The sequence below is a fragment of the Crossiella sp. NPDC003009 genome, assembly GCF_053591555.1.
This window is the reverse complement of sequence record NZ_JBSFUA010000035.1, coordinates 63,092-79,272: the sequence shown is the minus strand read 5'-3', so window position 1 is coordinate 79,272 and position 16,181 is coordinate 63,092. Positions and strand designations below refer to the sequence as shown.

17 protein-coding genes are annotated in these 16,181 nt (G+C 69.9%); 8 read left to right on the top strand and 9 right to left on the bottom strand.

Features of this window, described 5'->3' with window-relative positions:
• Positions 1-114 precede the first annotated feature (114 nt).
• On the top strand, positions 115-396 hold the full coding sequence (locus ACWDY5_RS29475) for a DUF3040 domain-containing protein (protein WP_449725407.1): 282 nt from the start codon (positions 115-117) through the stop codon (positions 394-396).
• A 57-nt stretch (positions 397-453) separates the two neighbouring features.
• Here the strand turns inward: ACWDY5_RS29475 and ACWDY5_RS29470 are convergent, their stop codons facing one another.
• Together ACWDY5_RS29470 and ACWDY5_RS29465 are read right to left on the bottom strand one after the other, a co-directional pair.
• A complete protein-coding gene (locus tag ACWDY5_RS29470; RefSeq protein ID WP_449725406.1) occupies positions 454-738 on the bottom strand; it encodes a hypothetical protein in 285 nt (94 codons plus the stop codon).
• Positions 735-1,274, bottom strand: a complete 540-nt coding sequence (locus tag ACWDY5_RS29465; RefSeq protein ID WP_449725405.1) for a hypothetical protein — start codon at positions 1,272-1,274, stop codon at positions 735-737. The genes ACWDY5_RS29470 and ACWDY5_RS29465 overlap by 4 nt, the downstream gene beginning before the upstream one ends.
• An 83-nt stretch (positions 1,275-1,357) precedes the next feature.
• On the opposite strand from ACWDY5_RS29465, the gene ACWDY5_RS29460 reads away from it, so the two are divergent.
• Both ACWDY5_RS29460 and ACWDY5_RS29455 read left to right on the top strand, forming a co-directional pair.
• The gene (locus tag ACWDY5_RS29460; protein ID WP_449725404.1) at positions 1,358-2,317 is read left to right on the top strand and encodes a phosphotransferase family protein; all 960 of its coding nucleotides are present in this window, start codon (positions 1,358-1,360) and stop codon (positions 2,315-2,317) included.
• Positions 2,318-2,431: 114 nt separating this feature from the next.
• Positions 2,432-3,028 (top strand): MmpS family transport accessory protein, encoded by a 597-nt coding sequence (locus ACWDY5_RS29455; protein WP_449725403.1) that lies wholly within the window; start codon positions 2,432-2,434, stop codon positions 3,026-3,028.
• 52 nt (positions 3,029-3,080) lie between these two features.
• Here ACWDY5_RS29455 and ACWDY5_RS29450 read toward each other — a convergent pair whose 3' ends face one another.
• The 6 genes from ACWDY5_RS29450 to ACWDY5_RS29425 all read right to left on the bottom strand — a co-directional run bounded on the left by ACWDY5_RS29450 (position 3,081) and on the right by ACWDY5_RS29425 (position 10,309).
• The gene (locus ACWDY5_RS29450) at positions 3,081-4,589 is read right to left on the bottom strand and encodes an FAD-dependent oxidoreductase (protein ID WP_449725402.1); all 1,509 of its coding nucleotides are present in this window, start codon (positions 4,587-4,589) and stop codon (positions 3,081-3,083) included.
• A 3-nt stretch (positions 4,590-4,592) separates the two neighbouring features.
• Positions 4,593-5,468 carry an AurF N-oxygenase family protein gene (locus ACWDY5_RS29445; RefSeq protein WP_449725401.1) on the bottom strand — a complete coding sequence of 292 codons (876 nt, stop codon included), beginning with the start codon at positions 5,466-5,468 and terminating at the stop codon, positions 4,593-4,595.
• A gap of 101 nt (positions 5,469-5,569) precedes the next feature.
• Positions 5,570-7,297 (bottom strand): glycoside hydrolase family 35 protein, encoded by a 1,728-nt coding sequence (locus ACWDY5_RS29440; RefSeq protein ID WP_449725400.1) that lies wholly within the window; start codon positions 7,295-7,297, stop codon positions 5,570-5,572.
• 8 nt (positions 7,298-7,305) lie between these two features.
• A complete protein-coding gene (locus ACWDY5_RS29435) occupies positions 7,306-8,577 on the bottom strand; it encodes an ABC transporter substrate-binding protein (RefSeq protein ID WP_449725399.1) in 1,272 nt (423 codons plus the stop codon).
• On the bottom strand, positions 8,574-9,428 hold the full coding sequence (locus tag ACWDY5_RS29430; protein WP_449725398.1) for a carbohydrate ABC transporter permease: 855 nt from the start codon (positions 9,426-9,428) through the stop codon (positions 8,574-8,576). Before ACWDY5_RS29430 ends, ACWDY5_RS29435 begins: the two co-directional genes overlap by 4 nt.
• The gene (locus tag ACWDY5_RS29425) at positions 9,425-10,309 is read right to left on the bottom strand and encodes a carbohydrate ABC transporter permease (protein WP_252484361.1); all 885 of its coding nucleotides are present in this window, start codon (positions 10,307-10,309) and stop codon (positions 9,425-9,427) included. Before ACWDY5_RS29425 ends, ACWDY5_RS29430 begins: the two co-directional genes overlap by 4 nt.
• A gap of 103 nt (positions 10,310-10,412) precedes the next feature.
• Between ACWDY5_RS29425 and ACWDY5_RS29420 the strand changes: the two genes are divergently transcribed.
• The 5 genes from ACWDY5_RS29420 (at position 10,413) to ACWDY5_RS29400 (ending at position 15,782) form a co-directional block, all read left to right on the top strand.
• Positions 10,413-11,447, top strand: coding sequence for a LacI family DNA-binding transcriptional regulator (locus ACWDY5_RS29420; protein ID WP_449725397.1), 1,035 nt, complete (start codon positions 10,413-10,415; stop codon positions 11,445-11,447).
• Positions 11,448-12,252: 805 nt separating this feature from the next.
• Positions 12,253-13,035 carry a streptomycin biosynthesis protein gene (locus ACWDY5_RS29415; RefSeq protein ID WP_449725396.1) on the top strand — a complete coding sequence of 261 codons (783 nt, stop codon included), beginning with the start codon at positions 12,253-12,255 and terminating at the stop codon, positions 13,033-13,035.
• Positions 13,036-13,068: 33 nt separating this feature from the next.
• Positions 13,069-13,842: an SDR family NAD(P)-dependent oxidoreductase gene (locus ACWDY5_RS29410; RefSeq protein WP_449725395.1), complete on the top strand. Its 774-nt coding sequence runs from the start codon at positions 13,069-13,071 to the stop codon at positions 13,840-13,842.
• Positions 13,839-14,648, top strand: a complete 810-nt coding sequence (locus ACWDY5_RS29405; RefSeq protein ID WP_449725394.1) for a histidinol-phosphatase — start codon at positions 13,839-13,841, stop codon at positions 14,646-14,648. Before ACWDY5_RS29410 ends, ACWDY5_RS29405 begins: the two co-directional genes overlap by 4 nt.
• 30 nt (positions 14,649-14,678) lie before the next feature.
• Complete coding sequence (locus tag ACWDY5_RS29400) at positions 14,679-15,782, top strand: inositol-3-phosphate synthase (RefSeq protein WP_449725393.1); 1,104 nt, start codon at positions 14,679-14,681, stop codon at positions 15,780-15,782.
• A 144-nt stretch (positions 15,783-15,926) separates the two neighbouring features.
• Here the strand turns inward: ACWDY5_RS29400 and ACWDY5_RS29395 are convergent, their stop codons facing one another.
• On the bottom strand, positions 15,927-16,175 hold the full coding sequence (locus ACWDY5_RS29395; RefSeq protein WP_252484367.1) for a phosphopantetheine-binding protein: 249 nt from the start codon (positions 16,173-16,175) through the stop codon (positions 15,927-15,929).
• Positions 16,176-16,181: the final 6 nt, after the last annotated feature.

Genomic DNA, 16,181 nt, shown 5'->3' with positions numbered 1-16,181 from the left:
ACGACTCCCGCAGACGGGGCTTTGCCGACACGACCTAGCGGTGTTGCCGGTTTCGGGTGGATACTGGCGGGTGATCGAGGTAGTACCCGTGAGCAACACGGGCGGAGGCCGCGAATGGCACTACGAGATCACGAGCAGCGCGCTCTGGACGAGATCGAACGGCGGCTCGCCGAGGAGGATCCACGCCTGGCGGCCCGGTTCCTCGGCCTGTCCGCACCCGGTGCCCGCACTCGGCACGCGGCGCTGGCCCTGCTCGGCGTGCTGGCCGCCTACGCCCTCGGCCTGGCCATCCTGGTGATCGGGATATCCGCCTCGCTCACCACGCTGGTGGTGCTGGGCTCGGCGATCAGCGCGGCGGTGCTGGCCGCGTTCACCTGGCGGCGGCTGCGCCGCTGATCCCCGACCGCGCCATGCGGGCACGGCCGGAGGGTGGCCCCGGCCGTGCCGTTGTGCTCAGGCGCAGTGCCAGCGCAACGTCGTGCCGTGCTCGCCGAAGGGGTAGCCGAACACCGTGTTGTCGTCGGAAATCTTGGTCACCCTGGCCTCGGTCGCGCCCGCGGGCAGCGGCAGCTCGCCGAGGAACTGGGTGTCCTGCCAGACCGCGACCGGCCCGAAGCCGTCGCGCAGCTGCCCGGCGATGAGCCCGTTGCGGTTCACCGCGCTGATGGTGCTGGCGCCCTCCCAGTAGGTCACGTTCCCGGTGCGCACGTCCCAGACCCAGGACCGGTTGTCCTTCAACCTGGTGGTTGTAGCCGCTGCCCAGCGCGATCGTGCCGTCGGGCTCGATCTCGTAGGCCGAGGCGTGCGGCATGGTCGGCGGGTCGATGACCACAGGCGCGGCCCCGGAGGCCGGCCAATGCACGGCCACCCTGCCGATTGTCCACGCGGCGGGCGCTGCCCACCAAGTCTCCGCTGTCGGCGATGGAGATCGCATGCGCGTCGTAGGTGCCCGGCGGGACCGGCAGTTCGCGGTAACCGGTCTCCGGGGAGTGGGTCAGGGCCACGTGCACGTTGTTCGGGCCCGCGCGCAGCCCGTTGACCACCTGCACGCCCGCGGCGTTCATGTCACCGGAGGTCGCGTACCGCACCCTGGGTGGCTGCGCCTGTGGGTCGGTGCTGCTGCCGTAGTAGCCGGAGTAGTTCCCCTTGCCGTCGACGCCGGTGACCCGGAGCCCGGCCGTGCCGTAGCCGTCCGGCGTGGCGACCTCCGAAGCCTGCCAGGTGCAGTCCGGAGTCGCGGCCGCGGCGGCCGGTGCCAGCACGATCGTGGACATGGTGGCGAACGCGAACGCAAGCGAGCTCGCGCGCAGGTGCCTGCATTTGGCCTAGTGCGGGCGAGGGCGGGTTTACTCCCCCCATGGTCGAATACCGCCAGCGCCATGCCGACGAGTGGCTCGCCCACTTCGCCCGTCGCGGCCACCGCGCCCCGCGTCCCCTCGCCGCCGGGGTCGAGGGGGCCGTCTACCGGCTCGAGGAGGGCTTGGTCGCCAAGGTGTGGAGCGGCAGGCCGCCGACCGATCTCGACCTCTCCCGCCGGGTCTACGCCGACATCGCCCGCCACCGGCTGCCCTTCGCCACCCCGGAGATCCTCGACACCGAGCTGCACGACGGCGTCTTCGTCACCTACGAGCGCGAGCTGACCGGATCGCCCTTCCGCGCCGAGCCGGTGATGACCTCCGCCGAACGCGACCTGCCCGCCACCGAGACCACCGCGCTGCTGACTGTCCTGCGCGCCCTCGCCACCGTCCCCGGCACCGAGGCCATGCGCGAGCTCACCGTGCACGGCGACGACCGCCCGCTCTGGCGCGGCCACCCGCGTTTCCCCGACGCGCTGGCCGCCCTGCTCCAGCGCGCCGTCCGCCGTCACGGCGAGGTGCTCGCCGCCCACGTGCCGGGTCTTTCCGTTGTGGTGCAACGGGTTCTCGCCGCCCTCGCCGTCCTGCCCGACGCACCGGTCAGCGCCATCCACGGGGACCTCGTCCCGCCCAACATCCACGTCGACGACACCGGCCGGCCCACCGCCGTGCTCGACTTCGGCTTCTTCACCACCGCGGGCGATCCCGCGTTCGAGGCCGCGGTCACCGCCGCCATCTGGGACATGTACGGACCGCACGCCGAGCAGCACACCGCCACCCTCACCGGCCTGTTCGCCGGGGAGCTCGGCCACCCGGCCGCGACGCTCGCGCTCTACCAGGCCGTCTACGCCCTCACCACCTACGACCTGTTCTCCGCCGACGGCAGCGACGGCCACTTCCACTGGTGTGCCGCCCTGCTCCGGAGAAGTCAGCTGTCGCCTGAGCTACCGCCGAACGGGTGACGGTAGGCGCGATTAGCCACGCGTTAGCGAGTCGATGGTCATGCTCTGCGAGATTGTCGCTCTTGCCCAAAGCCCACAGCGCCGCCGCCGTGGGGCTTCGAAAGGAACCGGTACGTGTCCGAACCCAATCCCTACCAGTCGTACCAGCAGACCCAGGTCGAGCAGCCCAGCAACGGGCTGGGCATCACCGGGTTCGTGCTGGGCCTGGTGGGACTGCTCCTCTCCTGGATCCCGTTCATCGGGGTCATCGCCTGGCCGCTGGTCATCCTCGGCCTGATCTTCTCCGTGATCGGACTCATCCGGGTCAACAAGGGCCGCGCCAACAACAAGGGCATGGCGATCGCCGGCATCGCGGTCTCCGCGATCGGCCTGCTGGTCTGCATCGCCTGGGCCGCGGTCTTCGGGGCCGCCTTCAACCAGGTCAGCAACGAGGTGGAGCGGGTGGCCAAGGTCGAGTACGAGGTCACCGGCACCGCCACCGAGGTGGACATCACCTACGGCGAGCTGGGCAAGTCCCAGCAGGAGAAGGCCACCAGCCTGCCCTGGACCAAGCAGCTGGAGAACAAGGGCCTGATCAAGGGCGGCTCGCTGATGGCCACCTCCGGACCCAAGGGTGGCACGCTCACCTGCAAGATCACCGTGGACGGCAAGGTGGTCGCGACCAAGACCGCCGAGGGCGCGCTCGGCGTGGTGTCCTGCATCGGCACCTGATCAACGCGAACACCGGGGCGGGGCGGCGACTGCCACCCCGCCCCGTTCGCGTTCAGCTCGCCGTCCGGCCCAGCAGGCGCGAGGTGAGCCGCCTCCGCCGTGGCCGCAGCCTGCCGGCCACCGCGTCCGCCAGTAGCGCCCCGATCGTCTCGCCGGCACAGGCCTTGTTCGCGCCGATCCCGCCGCTGGGCCCGCGTTTGATCCAGCCGACCACGTAGGTCCCCGGCCGGTCCGCCACCCGTCCCTCGTGGTGCGGGATGGTGCCGCTGTCCTCGTCGAAGGGCAGTCCCGGCACCGGGATGCCGCGATAGCCGACCGCCCGGACCACCTGGCCGGTGGCGATCTCGACCTCGCTGTCCGGGCCGGTGACCCGCAGACCGCGCACCTCGGTGTCGCCGAGGACCTCCCTTGGCGCCGAGTGGAACCGCAGCACGATGCGGCGGCGGCCCGGCGGGGGAGGGGCGGCGAGGTCCACGGGTTCCCGCTTGAGGCCTTGCAGCAGACCGGCTTTGTCCAGCGGTGCGGCGGCGTCGATGGCCTGCGCGGTGCGGGGGTCGGCGTCGTCGACCACGACGTCCACGTCCGTGCGCTGGAGCAGCGCGAGCAGTTCCGGGATGGTGCAGGCGGCCACCTCGGGGCCGCGCCTGGCCAGCAGCACGACCTCGCGGACCTTGCTGGTGTGCAGGCGCGCCAACGCTTCCGGGGCGATGGTGGTGCCCTCGAGGGTGCGCGGGTCGGCGGTCAGGATGCGGGCCACGTCCAGGGCCACGTTGCCGTTGCCCACCACGACCACCCGCTCCGCCGAGAGGTCCACCGCGTCCGCCGGCACATCGGGATGGCCGTTGTACCAGGCGACCACGGTGGTGGCGGCCAGGCTGCCGGCCAGCTGCTCGCCGGGGATCTCCAGCGAGCGCGCCGAGGAGGCGCCGACGGCGTAGATCACCGCGTCGTGCCGCTGGGCCAGCTCCGCCGCGGTGACGTCCGTGCCGACCCGCACGCCCAGCCGCAGCCGCAGCCTCGGGTGGCCGTGGAAGCGGGCGAAGGTCTCGCCGATCTTCTTGGTGGACGGGTGGTCCGGCGCCACGCCGTAGCGGATCAGCCCGCCGGGCACCGGCAGCCGGTCGATCAGCGTGACCCTGGCGTTGGTGTGCAGCAACAGGTCCGCCACCGCGTACATGCCGGCCGGGCCGGTGCCCACCACCGCGACGTCCAGCGCCGGGAAGTCGGCCGGGATGGCGCGGGCGAACTCCGGTGGGTCCCAGTCGTGGAACATGGGCGCGTGCGCGGCGCTCGCCAGGGCGGGCGGTCGGCCGGCGTAGTAGTCGGCGTTGATCCGGGCGTAGGGCTTGAGCGGGCCCGGCAGGTCGGCGACCGGGAAGATCGCGTCGACCGGGCAGGCGTCCGCGCAGGCGCCGCAGTCGATGCAGGCCTTCGGATCCACGTAGAGCATTTCGGTGGTGCCGAAGCCCGGCTCACCCGGCGTCGGGTGGATGCAGTTGACCGGGCAGACCGCGATGCAGGACGCGTCGTTGCAGCAGGTCTGGGTGATCGCGAAGGCCATCGGTCAGATCAGGTTCGCGCGCTGGTAGAACCAGGTGGCGGGCTTGGTCAGCAGCCCGGCGGAGCTGAGGAACTCCATCAGGCCGGCGCAGCTGGAGCGCATCATGGACTTGTACTGCTGGTTGGCCTTGGCCTCGCGCAGCGCCCGCTTGGTGTCCAGTCCGGCGTTGGCGTAGACCTTCGGGTTCACCATGCTGGTGACGATGAAGTAGGACACGATGGAGACCACCAGCGCGTCGAGCTGCCTGCGGAACCAGCTCGCGCCGCGCAGCCGCTCCTTGGTCTCCTCCCTGGCGAACTTCATGTGCCGGGACTCCTCGACCACGTGGATGTTGTTGATGGTGCGCACGAACGGGGCCACCCGCTCGTCCCGCATCCAGTCCCGCTGCATGACGTCGAGGACCTCCTCGGCGACCAGGATCGAGGCGTAGGCGGACTCCCCGGTGGCCACCGTCTTGAAGATCCGGCCCAGCTCCACCACCAGCCTGCTCGGCCGGTAGGCGGGCGCGCCGAGCTTGGCCGCGCCGCGGGCGAACATGATGGAGTGGCGGCACTCGTCGGCGATCTCGGTCAGCGCCCACTGGAAGGCCGGGTCGGTGGGGTCCTTGGCGTAGAAGTCGCGCAGCACCATCTGCTGCAGGATCATCTCGAACCAGATCCCGGTGCTGGCCACCGAGGCCGACTCCTGGCGGGTCAGCTCCCGCTGCTGCTCGGGGGTCATCTCCGCCCAGTACGCGGTGCCGTACAGGCTGCACCATTCCGGGCTCATGCCGTGGTGGGTCTCATCCAGCGGCGTGTCCCAGTCGACCTCGGTCGTGGGGTCGTAGGACAGCGCCTGCGACGAGTCCAGCAACCTCTGCGCGACGGCCTGGCTGGTCATGAAGACTCCTTAGAAGCCGGGTACCTGTTACTCGTCGTTACTGTAACCAAAAGTAACACACAAAGCAGGCGTTGGCCCAGGCCTCATGACCAGCCGAAACGTCATTCCTCCAGTTCACCGAGATCAGGATGCTCGCGCAGGGCCACCACCGGAGCCCTGGTCGCGTGCAGTTCCAGCACGACGATCTCGTTGCGGCCCGGCCGCAGCACCGGGGCCGGGACGTAGAGCGTGCGCTGCGGGCCGCGGGACCAGTAGCGGCCCAGCGGGAAGCCGTTGACCCAGGCGTTGCCCTTGGTCCAGCCGGTCAGATCCAGGAAGGTGTCGGCGGGTTCAGCCAGTTCCACCACGCCGCGGTGGAACACCGGTCCCAGCCCCGGCGGCTCATCCTTGAAGTCCAGCCCGGACAGCTCGGTCAGCTCCAGCGGGTGCGCGGTCCAGCCCAGCAGCTCGATGCCGTTGGCGCGGACCGGGCCGAGCAGGCCCTTGCGGTCGTGGATGCCCTGCCCGTAGTTGACCCGGCCCTGGTTCTCCACCAGCAGGCCCAGCACCGCGCCCGGCCGGACCCGGCAGCGCAGCGTGTGCTCGTGGTTCTCCCGTTCCAGCACGCCGACCGGCTGGCCGTCCAGGAAAGCCTGCACCCGGTCGCCGAACTCGCTGACCTCCAGGGTGATCGGGCCGTCCTGCGCCAGCACCGTCTCGTACAGGGTGAACCCGCTGGCTTGTCCCAGCTCCTCCATCGTCGGCGGGGTGAGGAACCGCCGCCCGCCGCCGAGCGCGGCCACCGAGTCCAGCAGCGACACCGACTCGGTCAGCTCGATCTCTGGCACCGCCAGCTTGCGGCCGGGAGCCGGAACCGGTTCGTCCGGCACCGGCGCGTAGCGGGCGATGACCTCGCGGAAGGCGTGGTACTTCGGCGCCGGGTCGCCCGCCTCGTCCAGCGGGGCGTCGTAGTCGTAGGAGGTCACCGTCGGCCGGTAGGTGCCCTTGTCGTTGGCGCCGTTGGTGAAACCGAAGTTGGTGCCACCGTGGAAGAGGTAGATGCTCACCGAGGCGCCCGCGCCCAGCAGTTCGTCCAAAGTGGACGCCGCGTCCTCGGCAGTGCGCGTGCGGTGCACGCCGCCCCAGCGGTCGAACCAGCCGTCCCAGAACTCCGCGCACACCAGCGGCCCGCTGGGCTGCACCTCGCGCAGCCGGGTCAGCGCCTCGGTGGCCCGGCTGCCGAAGGTCGCGGTGGCCAGCACCCCCGGCAGCACGCCCCTGACCAGGTCGCCGGGCTGGTCGCAGGTGAACAGCGGCAGGTCCACCCCGCCCTCGCGCAGCATCCCCGCGACCGCCTCCAGGTAGGCGGTTTCCTCGCCGTAGGCGCCGTACTCGTTCTCCACCTGCACCGCCAGCACCGGCCCGCCCAGGTACGGACGCACCTTCGGCAGCAGCTCGGCGAAGTAGTCCGCCACCGCGGCCAGGAAACGCGGATCGGTTGTGCGCAAACGGATGTCCGGCTCGGCCAGCAGCCAGGCAGGCAGTCCGCCGCCGTCCCACTCGGCGCAGATGTAGGGGCCGGGGCGCAGCAGCACGTGCAGGCCCTCGGCGGCGGCCAGGTCCAGGAACCTGGGCAGGTCGGCGATCCCGTCCCAGTGCCACTCGCCGCGGCGCGGCTCGTGCAGGTTCCACGGCACGTAGGTGTCGATGGTGTTCAGGCCCATCAGCCGCGCCTTGCGCAGCCGGTCGGCCCACTGGTCCGGGTGCACCCGGAAGTAGTGCAGCGCGCCCGAGATCAGCCGGAACGGCTTGCCGTCCAGGGTGAAGCCGTCTTCGGTCAGAGCCAGCATGCCGGTGCTCATCCTCCGGTGGTGATGGTGAAACCCTGCTCGCGGCCGTAGTCGGCGATGCGGCGCTGCCAGTCGGCCAGCGCGGGGCCGAGGGCGGTGCGGTTGACGATGGCCTGGCCCACGGTGTCCTTGAACTGGGTGTTGGCGTAGGGCTGGTACGGCAGGTAGTGCCAGCCGGGACGCACCCCGTCCGAGGCCGCGGCGAAGACCCGGTTGGCCCGCTGGCCGCCGAAGAACGGCAGCTCCTGGTCCAGGAAGGCCGGATCGCGCAGCAGCGCGCGGGTGGCCGGGAACAGGCCCAGCTCGCGGTTGAGCAGGCCTGCGCCCTCGGGTTCGGCGTTGAGCCAGGTGGCGAAGGTCAGCGCGGCGGCCTGGTGCTGGCTGCCCGCGACCACCGCGACCGAGGAGCCGCCGTTCTCCGCCTCGCCAGGGCTGTCCTTCGGCATCGGGGCCACCGCCCACTTCCCGCTGGACTCCGGGATCGCGTGCGCCAGGTTCGCCGGCGCCCAGGCCCCGGCCAGCCAGGTGGCGTAACGGCCGGCCGAGGCGGCCTTCCACCACTCGTCGGTCCAGCTCGGCACCGGCGCCACCAGCTCCTCGCGCAGCAGTGTGGACCAGGTGTCCGCGACCGCCCGCGCGCCCGGCGACCCGGTGAGGTCCAGGGTCACCGAAGTGTTGTCCCGCAACTGGAACGGCGTCGCGCCCGCGTGCCACAGCAGCCCGTCCATGGTGCCGGGGTCGCCGGGGTCCAGGAAGCCGAGGCGGACCTGCGGGTCGGCGGCCTTGATCCGGCGGCCGGTCTCGACGTACTCCGCCCAGGTGCGCGGCGGGGTGAGGCCGAGCCGGTCGAAGACGTCCCTGCGGTAGAACATCACCATCGGGCCGGTGTCCTGCGGGACGCCGTAGACCCGGCCGCCGATGGTCACCTGCGCCCAGGCCGAGTCGGTGAACCGGTCCCGCAGGGAGTCCGCGCCGAGGGCGGAGAGGTCGGCGATCTGCTTGGTGACCGCGAACTGCGGCAGCGCCGAGTACTCGATCTGCGCCAGGTCCGGGGCGCCGCGACCGGCGCGCACCGCGATCTGCAGCTTGGTGTAGGTGTCCTTGGTCTGCCCCGCGTTGACCACCTTCACCCGGATCCCGGGATGCGTGGCCTCGAACTTGCGGGCCAGCGCGTCCATCCCGGGCACCCAGGTCCAGAAGGTCAGCCGTACCCCGTCCTGCACCGGGGCGGCACAGCCGGCCAGCAGCAGGACGGCCAGCAACAGCGCGCGCATCCTCATCCCTTCACCGCGCCGGTGGCCAGGCCGGACTGCCAGAACCGTTGCAGGAACAGGAAAGCCACCACCAGCGGCACGATCGCCAGCAGGCTTCCGGTGAGCAGCAACGGGTACATCGCCTCGCCGCCGCCGGAACCGCCGTTGGCCAAGGCGTTCCACTGCCGCAGCCCGACGGTGAGCGGGAACCGCTCCGGCGTGCTCAGCATGGTCAGCGGCAGGAAGTAGTTGTTCCAGGTGGCCACCAGCGCGAACAGCAGCACCGTGACCAGGCCGGGGGCCAGCAGCCGCAGCGCGATGGTGCCGAAGATCCGCAGCTCACCCGCGCCGTCCAGCCTGGCCGCCTCCAGCAGCGAGTCCGGCACCGCCTCCAGGGCGTAGGCGCGCATCAGGTACAGGCCGAACGGGCTGGCCAGCGAAGGCAGGATGACCGCCCACGCGCTGTCCACGATGCCGGCCTCGGCGAAGAGCAGGTAGGTGGGCAGGGCCAGCGCGGTGCCCGGCACCGAGATCGCGCCCAGCACCAGCAGGAACAGCCAGCGCCTGCCGGGAAAGTCGAACTTGGCCAGCGCGTAGCCGCCGAGGGTGGCGATCAGCGCCGCGCCACCGGCCCCGGCCACCGCGTAGAGCAGGCTGTTGCCGAACCAGCTCAGGTAGATCCCGTTGTCGTAGGCCAGCACTCGTTTGATGTTGTCCCACAAGGAGAACTCGCCGCCGAACCACAGCCCGAAGGAACTGAACAGATCGGCGTCGGACTTGGTCGCGCTGACGAACAGCCACACCAGCGGCAGCAGCGCGTAGCCCAGCATCAGCAGCATGGGCAAGGTGAGCGCGAGTGAGGGGCGGCGCTGTTTCATCCCTGGCGCTCCCGGCGTTCGGTGACCGTGTGCACGACGTAGGCGATCACCACGGTGACCAGGCCGAGCAGCACGGCGATGGCGGCGGAGTAGTCGAAGCGCAGGCCGTCGAAGGCCAGGTTGTAGGCGTAGAGGTTGGGCGTGTAGCCGGTGGTGATCGAGGCCGGGGCGAGGCTCTGCAGGATGCTGGGCTCGTTGAACAGCTGGAAGCTGCCGATCACCGAGAACACCGTGGCCACCAGCAGGGCCGGGCGCAGCGCGGGCAGCTTCACGCTCCAGGCCACCCGCAGCGGGCCCGCGCCGTCGACCTCGGCCGCCTCGTAGAGCTCGGGCGGGATCGCGCGCAGCGCGGCGTAGCAGATGAGCATGTTGTAGCCGACGAACTCCCAGGTGACGATGTTGCCGATGGAGGCGAGCAGCCAGGAGCCGCCGAGGAAGTCCGGCAGCGGCAGGCCAAGGATCTTGCCGAGCTGTCCGGCCAGGCCGAAGTCGGTGCCGTAGAGGTAGCCCCACATCAGCGCGGCCACCACCGCGGGCACCGCGTAGGGCACGAACACCCCGGCGCGGAACAGTCCCGGCCGCCACAGCCTGCCGCTGTCGATGGCCAGCGCCGCGGCCACCGCGAGGCCGAGCATCAGCGGCACCTGCACCGCGAGGAAACCGGTCACCCGCAGCAGGCCCGCGCCGAAGACCGGGTCGGTGAGCGCCTTGAGGTAGTTGTCCAGGCCGACGAAGACCCGCCCGCCGACCAGCCGCTCGTGGAAGAGGCTGAGGTAGCCCGCGTAACCCAGGGGCAGCACCACGGTGGCCAGGAACACCAGCAGGAAGGGAGCGAAGAACGCGTACCCGGTGAGTGCGGTGCGCCTGCGCTGAGAACTCACGATGGTCCGCCTCGCAGGGTATGTTTACGTAAACATCGATCTGGTGCGGACAGTCTGGGAGTGCCGCCGTGCGGTGTCAAGAGGGACTGGGATGATGTCCGGCATGGTCAGAAGGGACCGGGTCAACTCGGTGCGCCGCCCGTCCCAGGGTGATGTGGCCCGGCTGGCCGGGGTGTCCGCGCAGACGGTGTCCAGGGTGGCCAACGAGCACCCCAACGTGGACCCGGCCACCAGGGAACGGGTGCGCGCGGCCATGTCCCAGCTGGGCTACCGGCCCAACACCGCGGCCCGCGCGCTGGTCACCGGCCGCTTCGGCATGATCGGCGTGGTCAGTTTCGACATCGGCGACCTCGGCAACGCCCGCACCTTCGGCGCCATCACCGCCGCCGCGGGCGAGGCCGGGTTCTCGGTCAACTTCATGGGCGTGCGCGCGCGGACCGAACAGGCGGTGTCCGAGGCGGTGGACCGGCTGGCCGTGCAGTCGGTGGACGGCATCGTGCTGATCGAGTCCCGCATCCTCGACACACCCGCGCTGACCCTGCCCTCCGCGCTGCCGGTGGTGGTCGCCGACGGCGACCGCGCGCACGGCTACCCCGGTGTGGACATCGACCAGGCCGACGGCGCCCGGCAGGCCGTCAACCACCTGCTCGCCCTCGGCCATGCCACGGTCTGGCACCTCTCCGGCCCCTGCGACTCGCACGCCGCGCACCGCCGCGAACACGCCTGGCGGGACACCCTGCGCGCGGCCGGGGCCCCGGTGCCCGAGCCGGTGCGCGGCGACTGGTCACCGGCCTCGGGGTACGAGCAGGGCAAGGCGCTGGCGGCCGATCCCGAGGTGCGCGCGGTGTTCGCGGCCAACGACCAGATGGCGCTGGGGCTGCTGCGCGCGCTGCACGAGGCCGGTCGGCCGGTGCCGGGGGAGGTCAGCGTGGTCGGCTTCGACGACATCCCTGAGGCGGCCTACCTGCCGGTGCCGCTGACCACGGTGCGCCAGGACTTCGCCGAGATAGGGCGGCACTGCGTGGAACTGCTGGTGGAACGTATGGCCAATCCCGGCGGACCAGCGCGGCACCTGGAGGTTCCCGCCGAACTGGTGACGCGGTCGAGTACTGGCAGGCCGACGGTCAAGGGCCATTAGCAGGACGTCGGCCGGGGTTTCGCAGTACTGAGTATTCGCTTCTCAATACCTAGCGTGCTCGCGCTGCCCGATGCATCCGGCTTGTCCCCGCGCGCGGCAGTGCTTTCGGTCACTCGATGCTGGTCCGCGGCACGCGTGCCGTTCGCGTCAAGGTCGCGGAGCGTTACCAGGTCCGTGCGCAAGGTGCCGGTAAACGCTGTACAGGTTGAAGGTGGGCACCTTACCGGGTTCGAGGGCGGAAGTCCCGGAAGTTTTCGAAAATTTCGTCAATGGTGCGCTTCTGGTCAACTCGATCATCGCTCGATTATGGTTACAGCCATCGGGGTGAATTCGTGCGGATGGGTTGTCTGGACAACTATCGTGTGATAATGGGCGCGGTGGTCCGGTGATTCCTGAGCGCGACCACGTCACCCATTTCGCGCGCACGAACTGGGGTTGGTTAGTGATGGGGCACGACAGGTTGCCGCCGGGGCAGGTGGCGCGGGTGCGAAGTAGCAGACCGGTTTCGCGGAGCTGATCCGCAGTGCCGGATTGGTTCGTACTTGTGCGTCACACATGAGCCTTTGGGGAATTCATGAGTATTTCTGACCCTGTTCAACCTTTGGGGTCCGGCTCCGGTCTGGAAGAAGTCGCGCCGAACTCGTGGCGCATTCGTCAGCTGGAGCGAAGTCCAACCGAGATTATCCCGATCAGCTCGCTGCGGCCGTCGGACTCGCCCCGGCTGAGTGGCGAGAACAAGGAGCACGTCAAAGTCCTCGCCGAATCCGAGGCGCCGCTGCCGCCGATCATCGTGCACCGCTCGACTATGCGGGTCATTGACGGCATGCACCGGCTCAGCGCGGCCATCCTGCGCGGCTGGGACGAGATCGAGGTGCGGTTCTTCGAAGGCGGCGAGCAGGACGCCTTCGTCTTCGCGGTGGAAGCCAATGTCACGCACGGCCTGCCGCTGTCGCTGAACGACCGCACGGCCGCGGCCACCCGCATCATCGGTATCCGGCCGCAGTGGTCCGACCGCATGATCGCCACCCTGTCCGGCCTCTCGGCCAAGACCGTGGCCGCGATCCGGCGGCGTTCGAGCGAGGAACATCCGCAGTCGAACGCCAGGGTGAGCCGGGACGGCCGGGTGCGCCCGCTCAACGCCTCCGCCGGTCGTCAGCTGGCCAGCGAGCTGATGCGCGGCAACCCCGAGGCCTCGGTCCGGGAGATCGCCAGGGCCGCCGGGGTGTCCCCGTCGACCGTGTGGGACGTCCGCGAGCGCCTGCGGCAGGGTGAGGATCCGGTGCCGGCCAGGCACCGCGGCCTCACCCAGCCGAAGAAGCAGCCCAGGGCCGAGGTCGCCGCCCCGCCGCGCCGGGAGGTGCCGGACCGGGGCCAGATCATGGACATCCTGCAGAAGGACCCTTCGATCCGGTCGAAGGAAAAGGGCCGCCAGCTGCTGCGCTGGCTCAACTTCCACACCGTCGACCTGTCGCAGGTGGACCAGTTGGTCAACGACTTCCCGGAGCACTGCTCGGGAATCATCGCGAAGCTGGCGCGGGTCAACGCGGAAACGTGGAACGAGCTGGCGAACCGGCTGGAAAAAGAGTGACCGCGCACTACACCGGCAGTGGAAGGCGAGAGAATGCAGGGGCTTGACGGCAAGGTGGCGATCGTCACCGGTGGCGCCCAGGGAATTGGCCGCGCGACCGTGGACCGGCTGGTGGCCGAGGGTGTCGCGGTCACCATCGCGGATGTCAGCGACGATTACGGCAAGGCCGCCGAAGAGGAACTGACCGAGGCCGGTGGCCGGGTCTGGTATTCCCACACGGATGTCGCCGACGAGGAGTCGGTGATCGCCGCGGTCAACGGGACCGCGGAGCAGTTCGGCCGGGTCGACTTCCTGGTGAACTGCGCAGCGGTGTTCATCATGCGCGGCCTTGAGGCGACCGTGGACGAATGGCGCCGCATCATGGACGTCAACATCATGGGGCAGGCGCTGTGCGTGAAGCACGCGGCGCCGCACATGGCGCGGGCCGGTGGCGGCTCGATCGTCAACATCGCCTCCATTTCCGGCCACATCGCCCAGCCCGGATACCTCACCTACAACGCCACCAAGGCGGCGGTGGCCAACATGACCCGGTGCATGGCGCTGGACCTGGCCGATTCCGGGATCAGGGTCAACGCGGTGAACCCCGGCACGGTCTGGAACGCCAACAACGAGCGCTACCACCGCGAGGAGCTCGGCCTTACCAGGGAACAGGCGGACCAGCACCCGGATATCGGCGGCAAGCACATCCTCAAGCGCACCGCCGACCCCTCGGAAATCGCCTCCACCATCGCGTTCCTGCTCTCCGCCGAGGCCAGCTACGTGACCGGGGAGAACCTGATGGTCGACGGGGGCTACACCGCGCTATGACCACCTTCGACCTGCACACCCACCACTCCCGGTGCGGGCACGCGCGGGGGGAGCTGCGCAGCTACATCGAGGCGGCGATCAGCCACGGCCTGGACATCATCGGGGTGTCGGACCATTCGCCGTTCTTCGCCGACCCGGCCGAGCAGCCGCTGCCGGGGGTGGCGATGGCCAAGTCGGAGTTCCCGGCCTACCTGGACGAGGCCATCCGGCTGCGCGCGGAATACCGCGACCGGATCACAGTCCTGGTCGGCGTCGAGTCCGACTACTTCCCGGAGCACGCGGAGCTTTACGCGAGCATCTACGCGCGGTATCCATTGGATTATGTGATCGGTTCGGTGCACGTGCTCGACGGTGTCGACCTGTTCCGCAGGGAGCGCTGGCAAGGAGCCAGCAAGGCTGACCTGCGGAAGGCCAAGGAAGATTACTGCGACCTGGTCGCACGTTCGGCCAGTGCCGGAATGTTCGATATCCTTGGCCACATCGACGTCATCAAGGCGGTCTGTCCGGAAATCGCGGAAATCGACACGCCTGCCGTCGACACAATGCTTGACGCGATCGTGGCGGCCGATGTGGTCGTCGAGGTGAACACCTCAGGCAAGACCAAGGACTGCGGTGGTTGGTATCCAGCCGATGACCTGCTGGAACGCGCCCAGCGCCGGGGGGTCAAGATGACCTTCGGCTCGGATGCGCACGACCCGGAACGAGTAGGGGAAGAGCACGAGCTGGTCCGGAAGCAGTTGAAGGAAATGGGCTTCCGGGAGTGGTACGTCTTCGAACAACGACGTCGGATCCGTCTGCCGCTGTAGCAGCTGCCATCAGGACAAAGGAATCGCAATATGACTGACGCCAAACCCACCGGTTCCGCTGAGGTGCGAGTCGCCCTGGCCGGAGTCGGCGGCTGTGCTTCCAGCATCGCGCAAACCGTCGAGCTGGCCGGCCGCAGTTCCGAACAGCTGCACGGCATCATGTACCAGGAAATCGGCGGCTACCGCCTTTCCGATGTGAACTTCGTGGCCGCGTTCGAGGTCGACCGGCGCAAGGTCGGCCTGGACTTCGCCAAGGCGATCGTCACCGCGCCCACCGCGGCGGTGGCGCACGTGCACGTCGAGCCCAAGGGCCTGACCGTGGAGGCCGGGCCACTGCTGGACGGCATCGAGGGCAAGCTGGCCGCCGCCATCGACCCGCACCCGGACTGCGCGAACATCACCGTCGAGCACGTCACCCAGCGCCTGCGCGAGGTGCGGGCCGAGGTGCTGCTGTGCGTGCTGCCCACCGGCGCCACCGCGGCGGTGCAGGCCTACGCCCGCGCCGCGGCGATGGCCGGGGTGGCCTTCGTCAACGCGACGCCGGAGCCGGTGGCGCACGACCCGGAGCTGGTGGCGCTGTTCGAGGCCAACTCGGTGCCGCTGCTGGGCGATGACCTGCGCAGCCACCTGGGCGCGACCACGCTGCACACCGCGCTGCTGGAGCTGTTGCAGTCCAGGAACCTGGCGATCACCAACACCTACCAGCTCAACATCGGTGGCAACACCGACTTCCTCAACCTGTCCGACCCGGTCCGAGCCGCGGGCAAGATCCGTTCCAAGGGCAGCGCGCTGAAGGCGGCCGGCATCGACGCCACCAAGGTGATGGCCGGTCCCAACGGTTACGTCGAGTTCCTCGGCGACACCAAGACCTGCTTCCTGCGGATCGAGGCCACCTCGGTGCTGGACTCGCAGCTCAACATCGAGATCCGGATGGAGGTCGAGGACAGCCCGAACGCCGCCGGCGTGCTGGCCAACGCGGCCAGGGTCGCGAAGGTGGCGCTGGACCGCAAGCACGCCGGTGTGCTCGACGAGGTGTGCCCGTTCCTGTTCAAGCGCCCGCGTTTCGGCGCGCCGGAGTCGGTCGGCCTGGAGAAGTTCACCGGGTTCATCGAGGGCGCGGTCCAGGCGAGCTGAGCCTGGCACCACGCCAACCAGTGCGGCCGGTGTCCCAGCGATACCGGCCGCATTGTCATGCGCGGAATTCCTAAGCAGACCAACGAAAAGCGCCTGTGCACCCCCGGGAGGCGGGAGTGCACAGGCGCTTTGCCGTGCGGTGGTTCAGGATCGATCCGCGAGCCCGGAGATCACCTTCCACAGCGCGCCCGCGGTCGCGAAGGTCTCCGCGGAGAGCTCCTCGTCCGGGAAGCTGATGCCGTAGTGCTCCTCGAGCTCCAGCAGCAGGTCCACCGTCTGCAGCGAGTCCAGGCCGAGGTCCGCCAGTCCGGCCGCCTCAGGAAGCTCCGCCTCCGCGCCCAGTGCGGGCAGGTGCTGCCGGAGGATCTTCTCGAAGCCGGGTTCCCATTCCATGTCCAG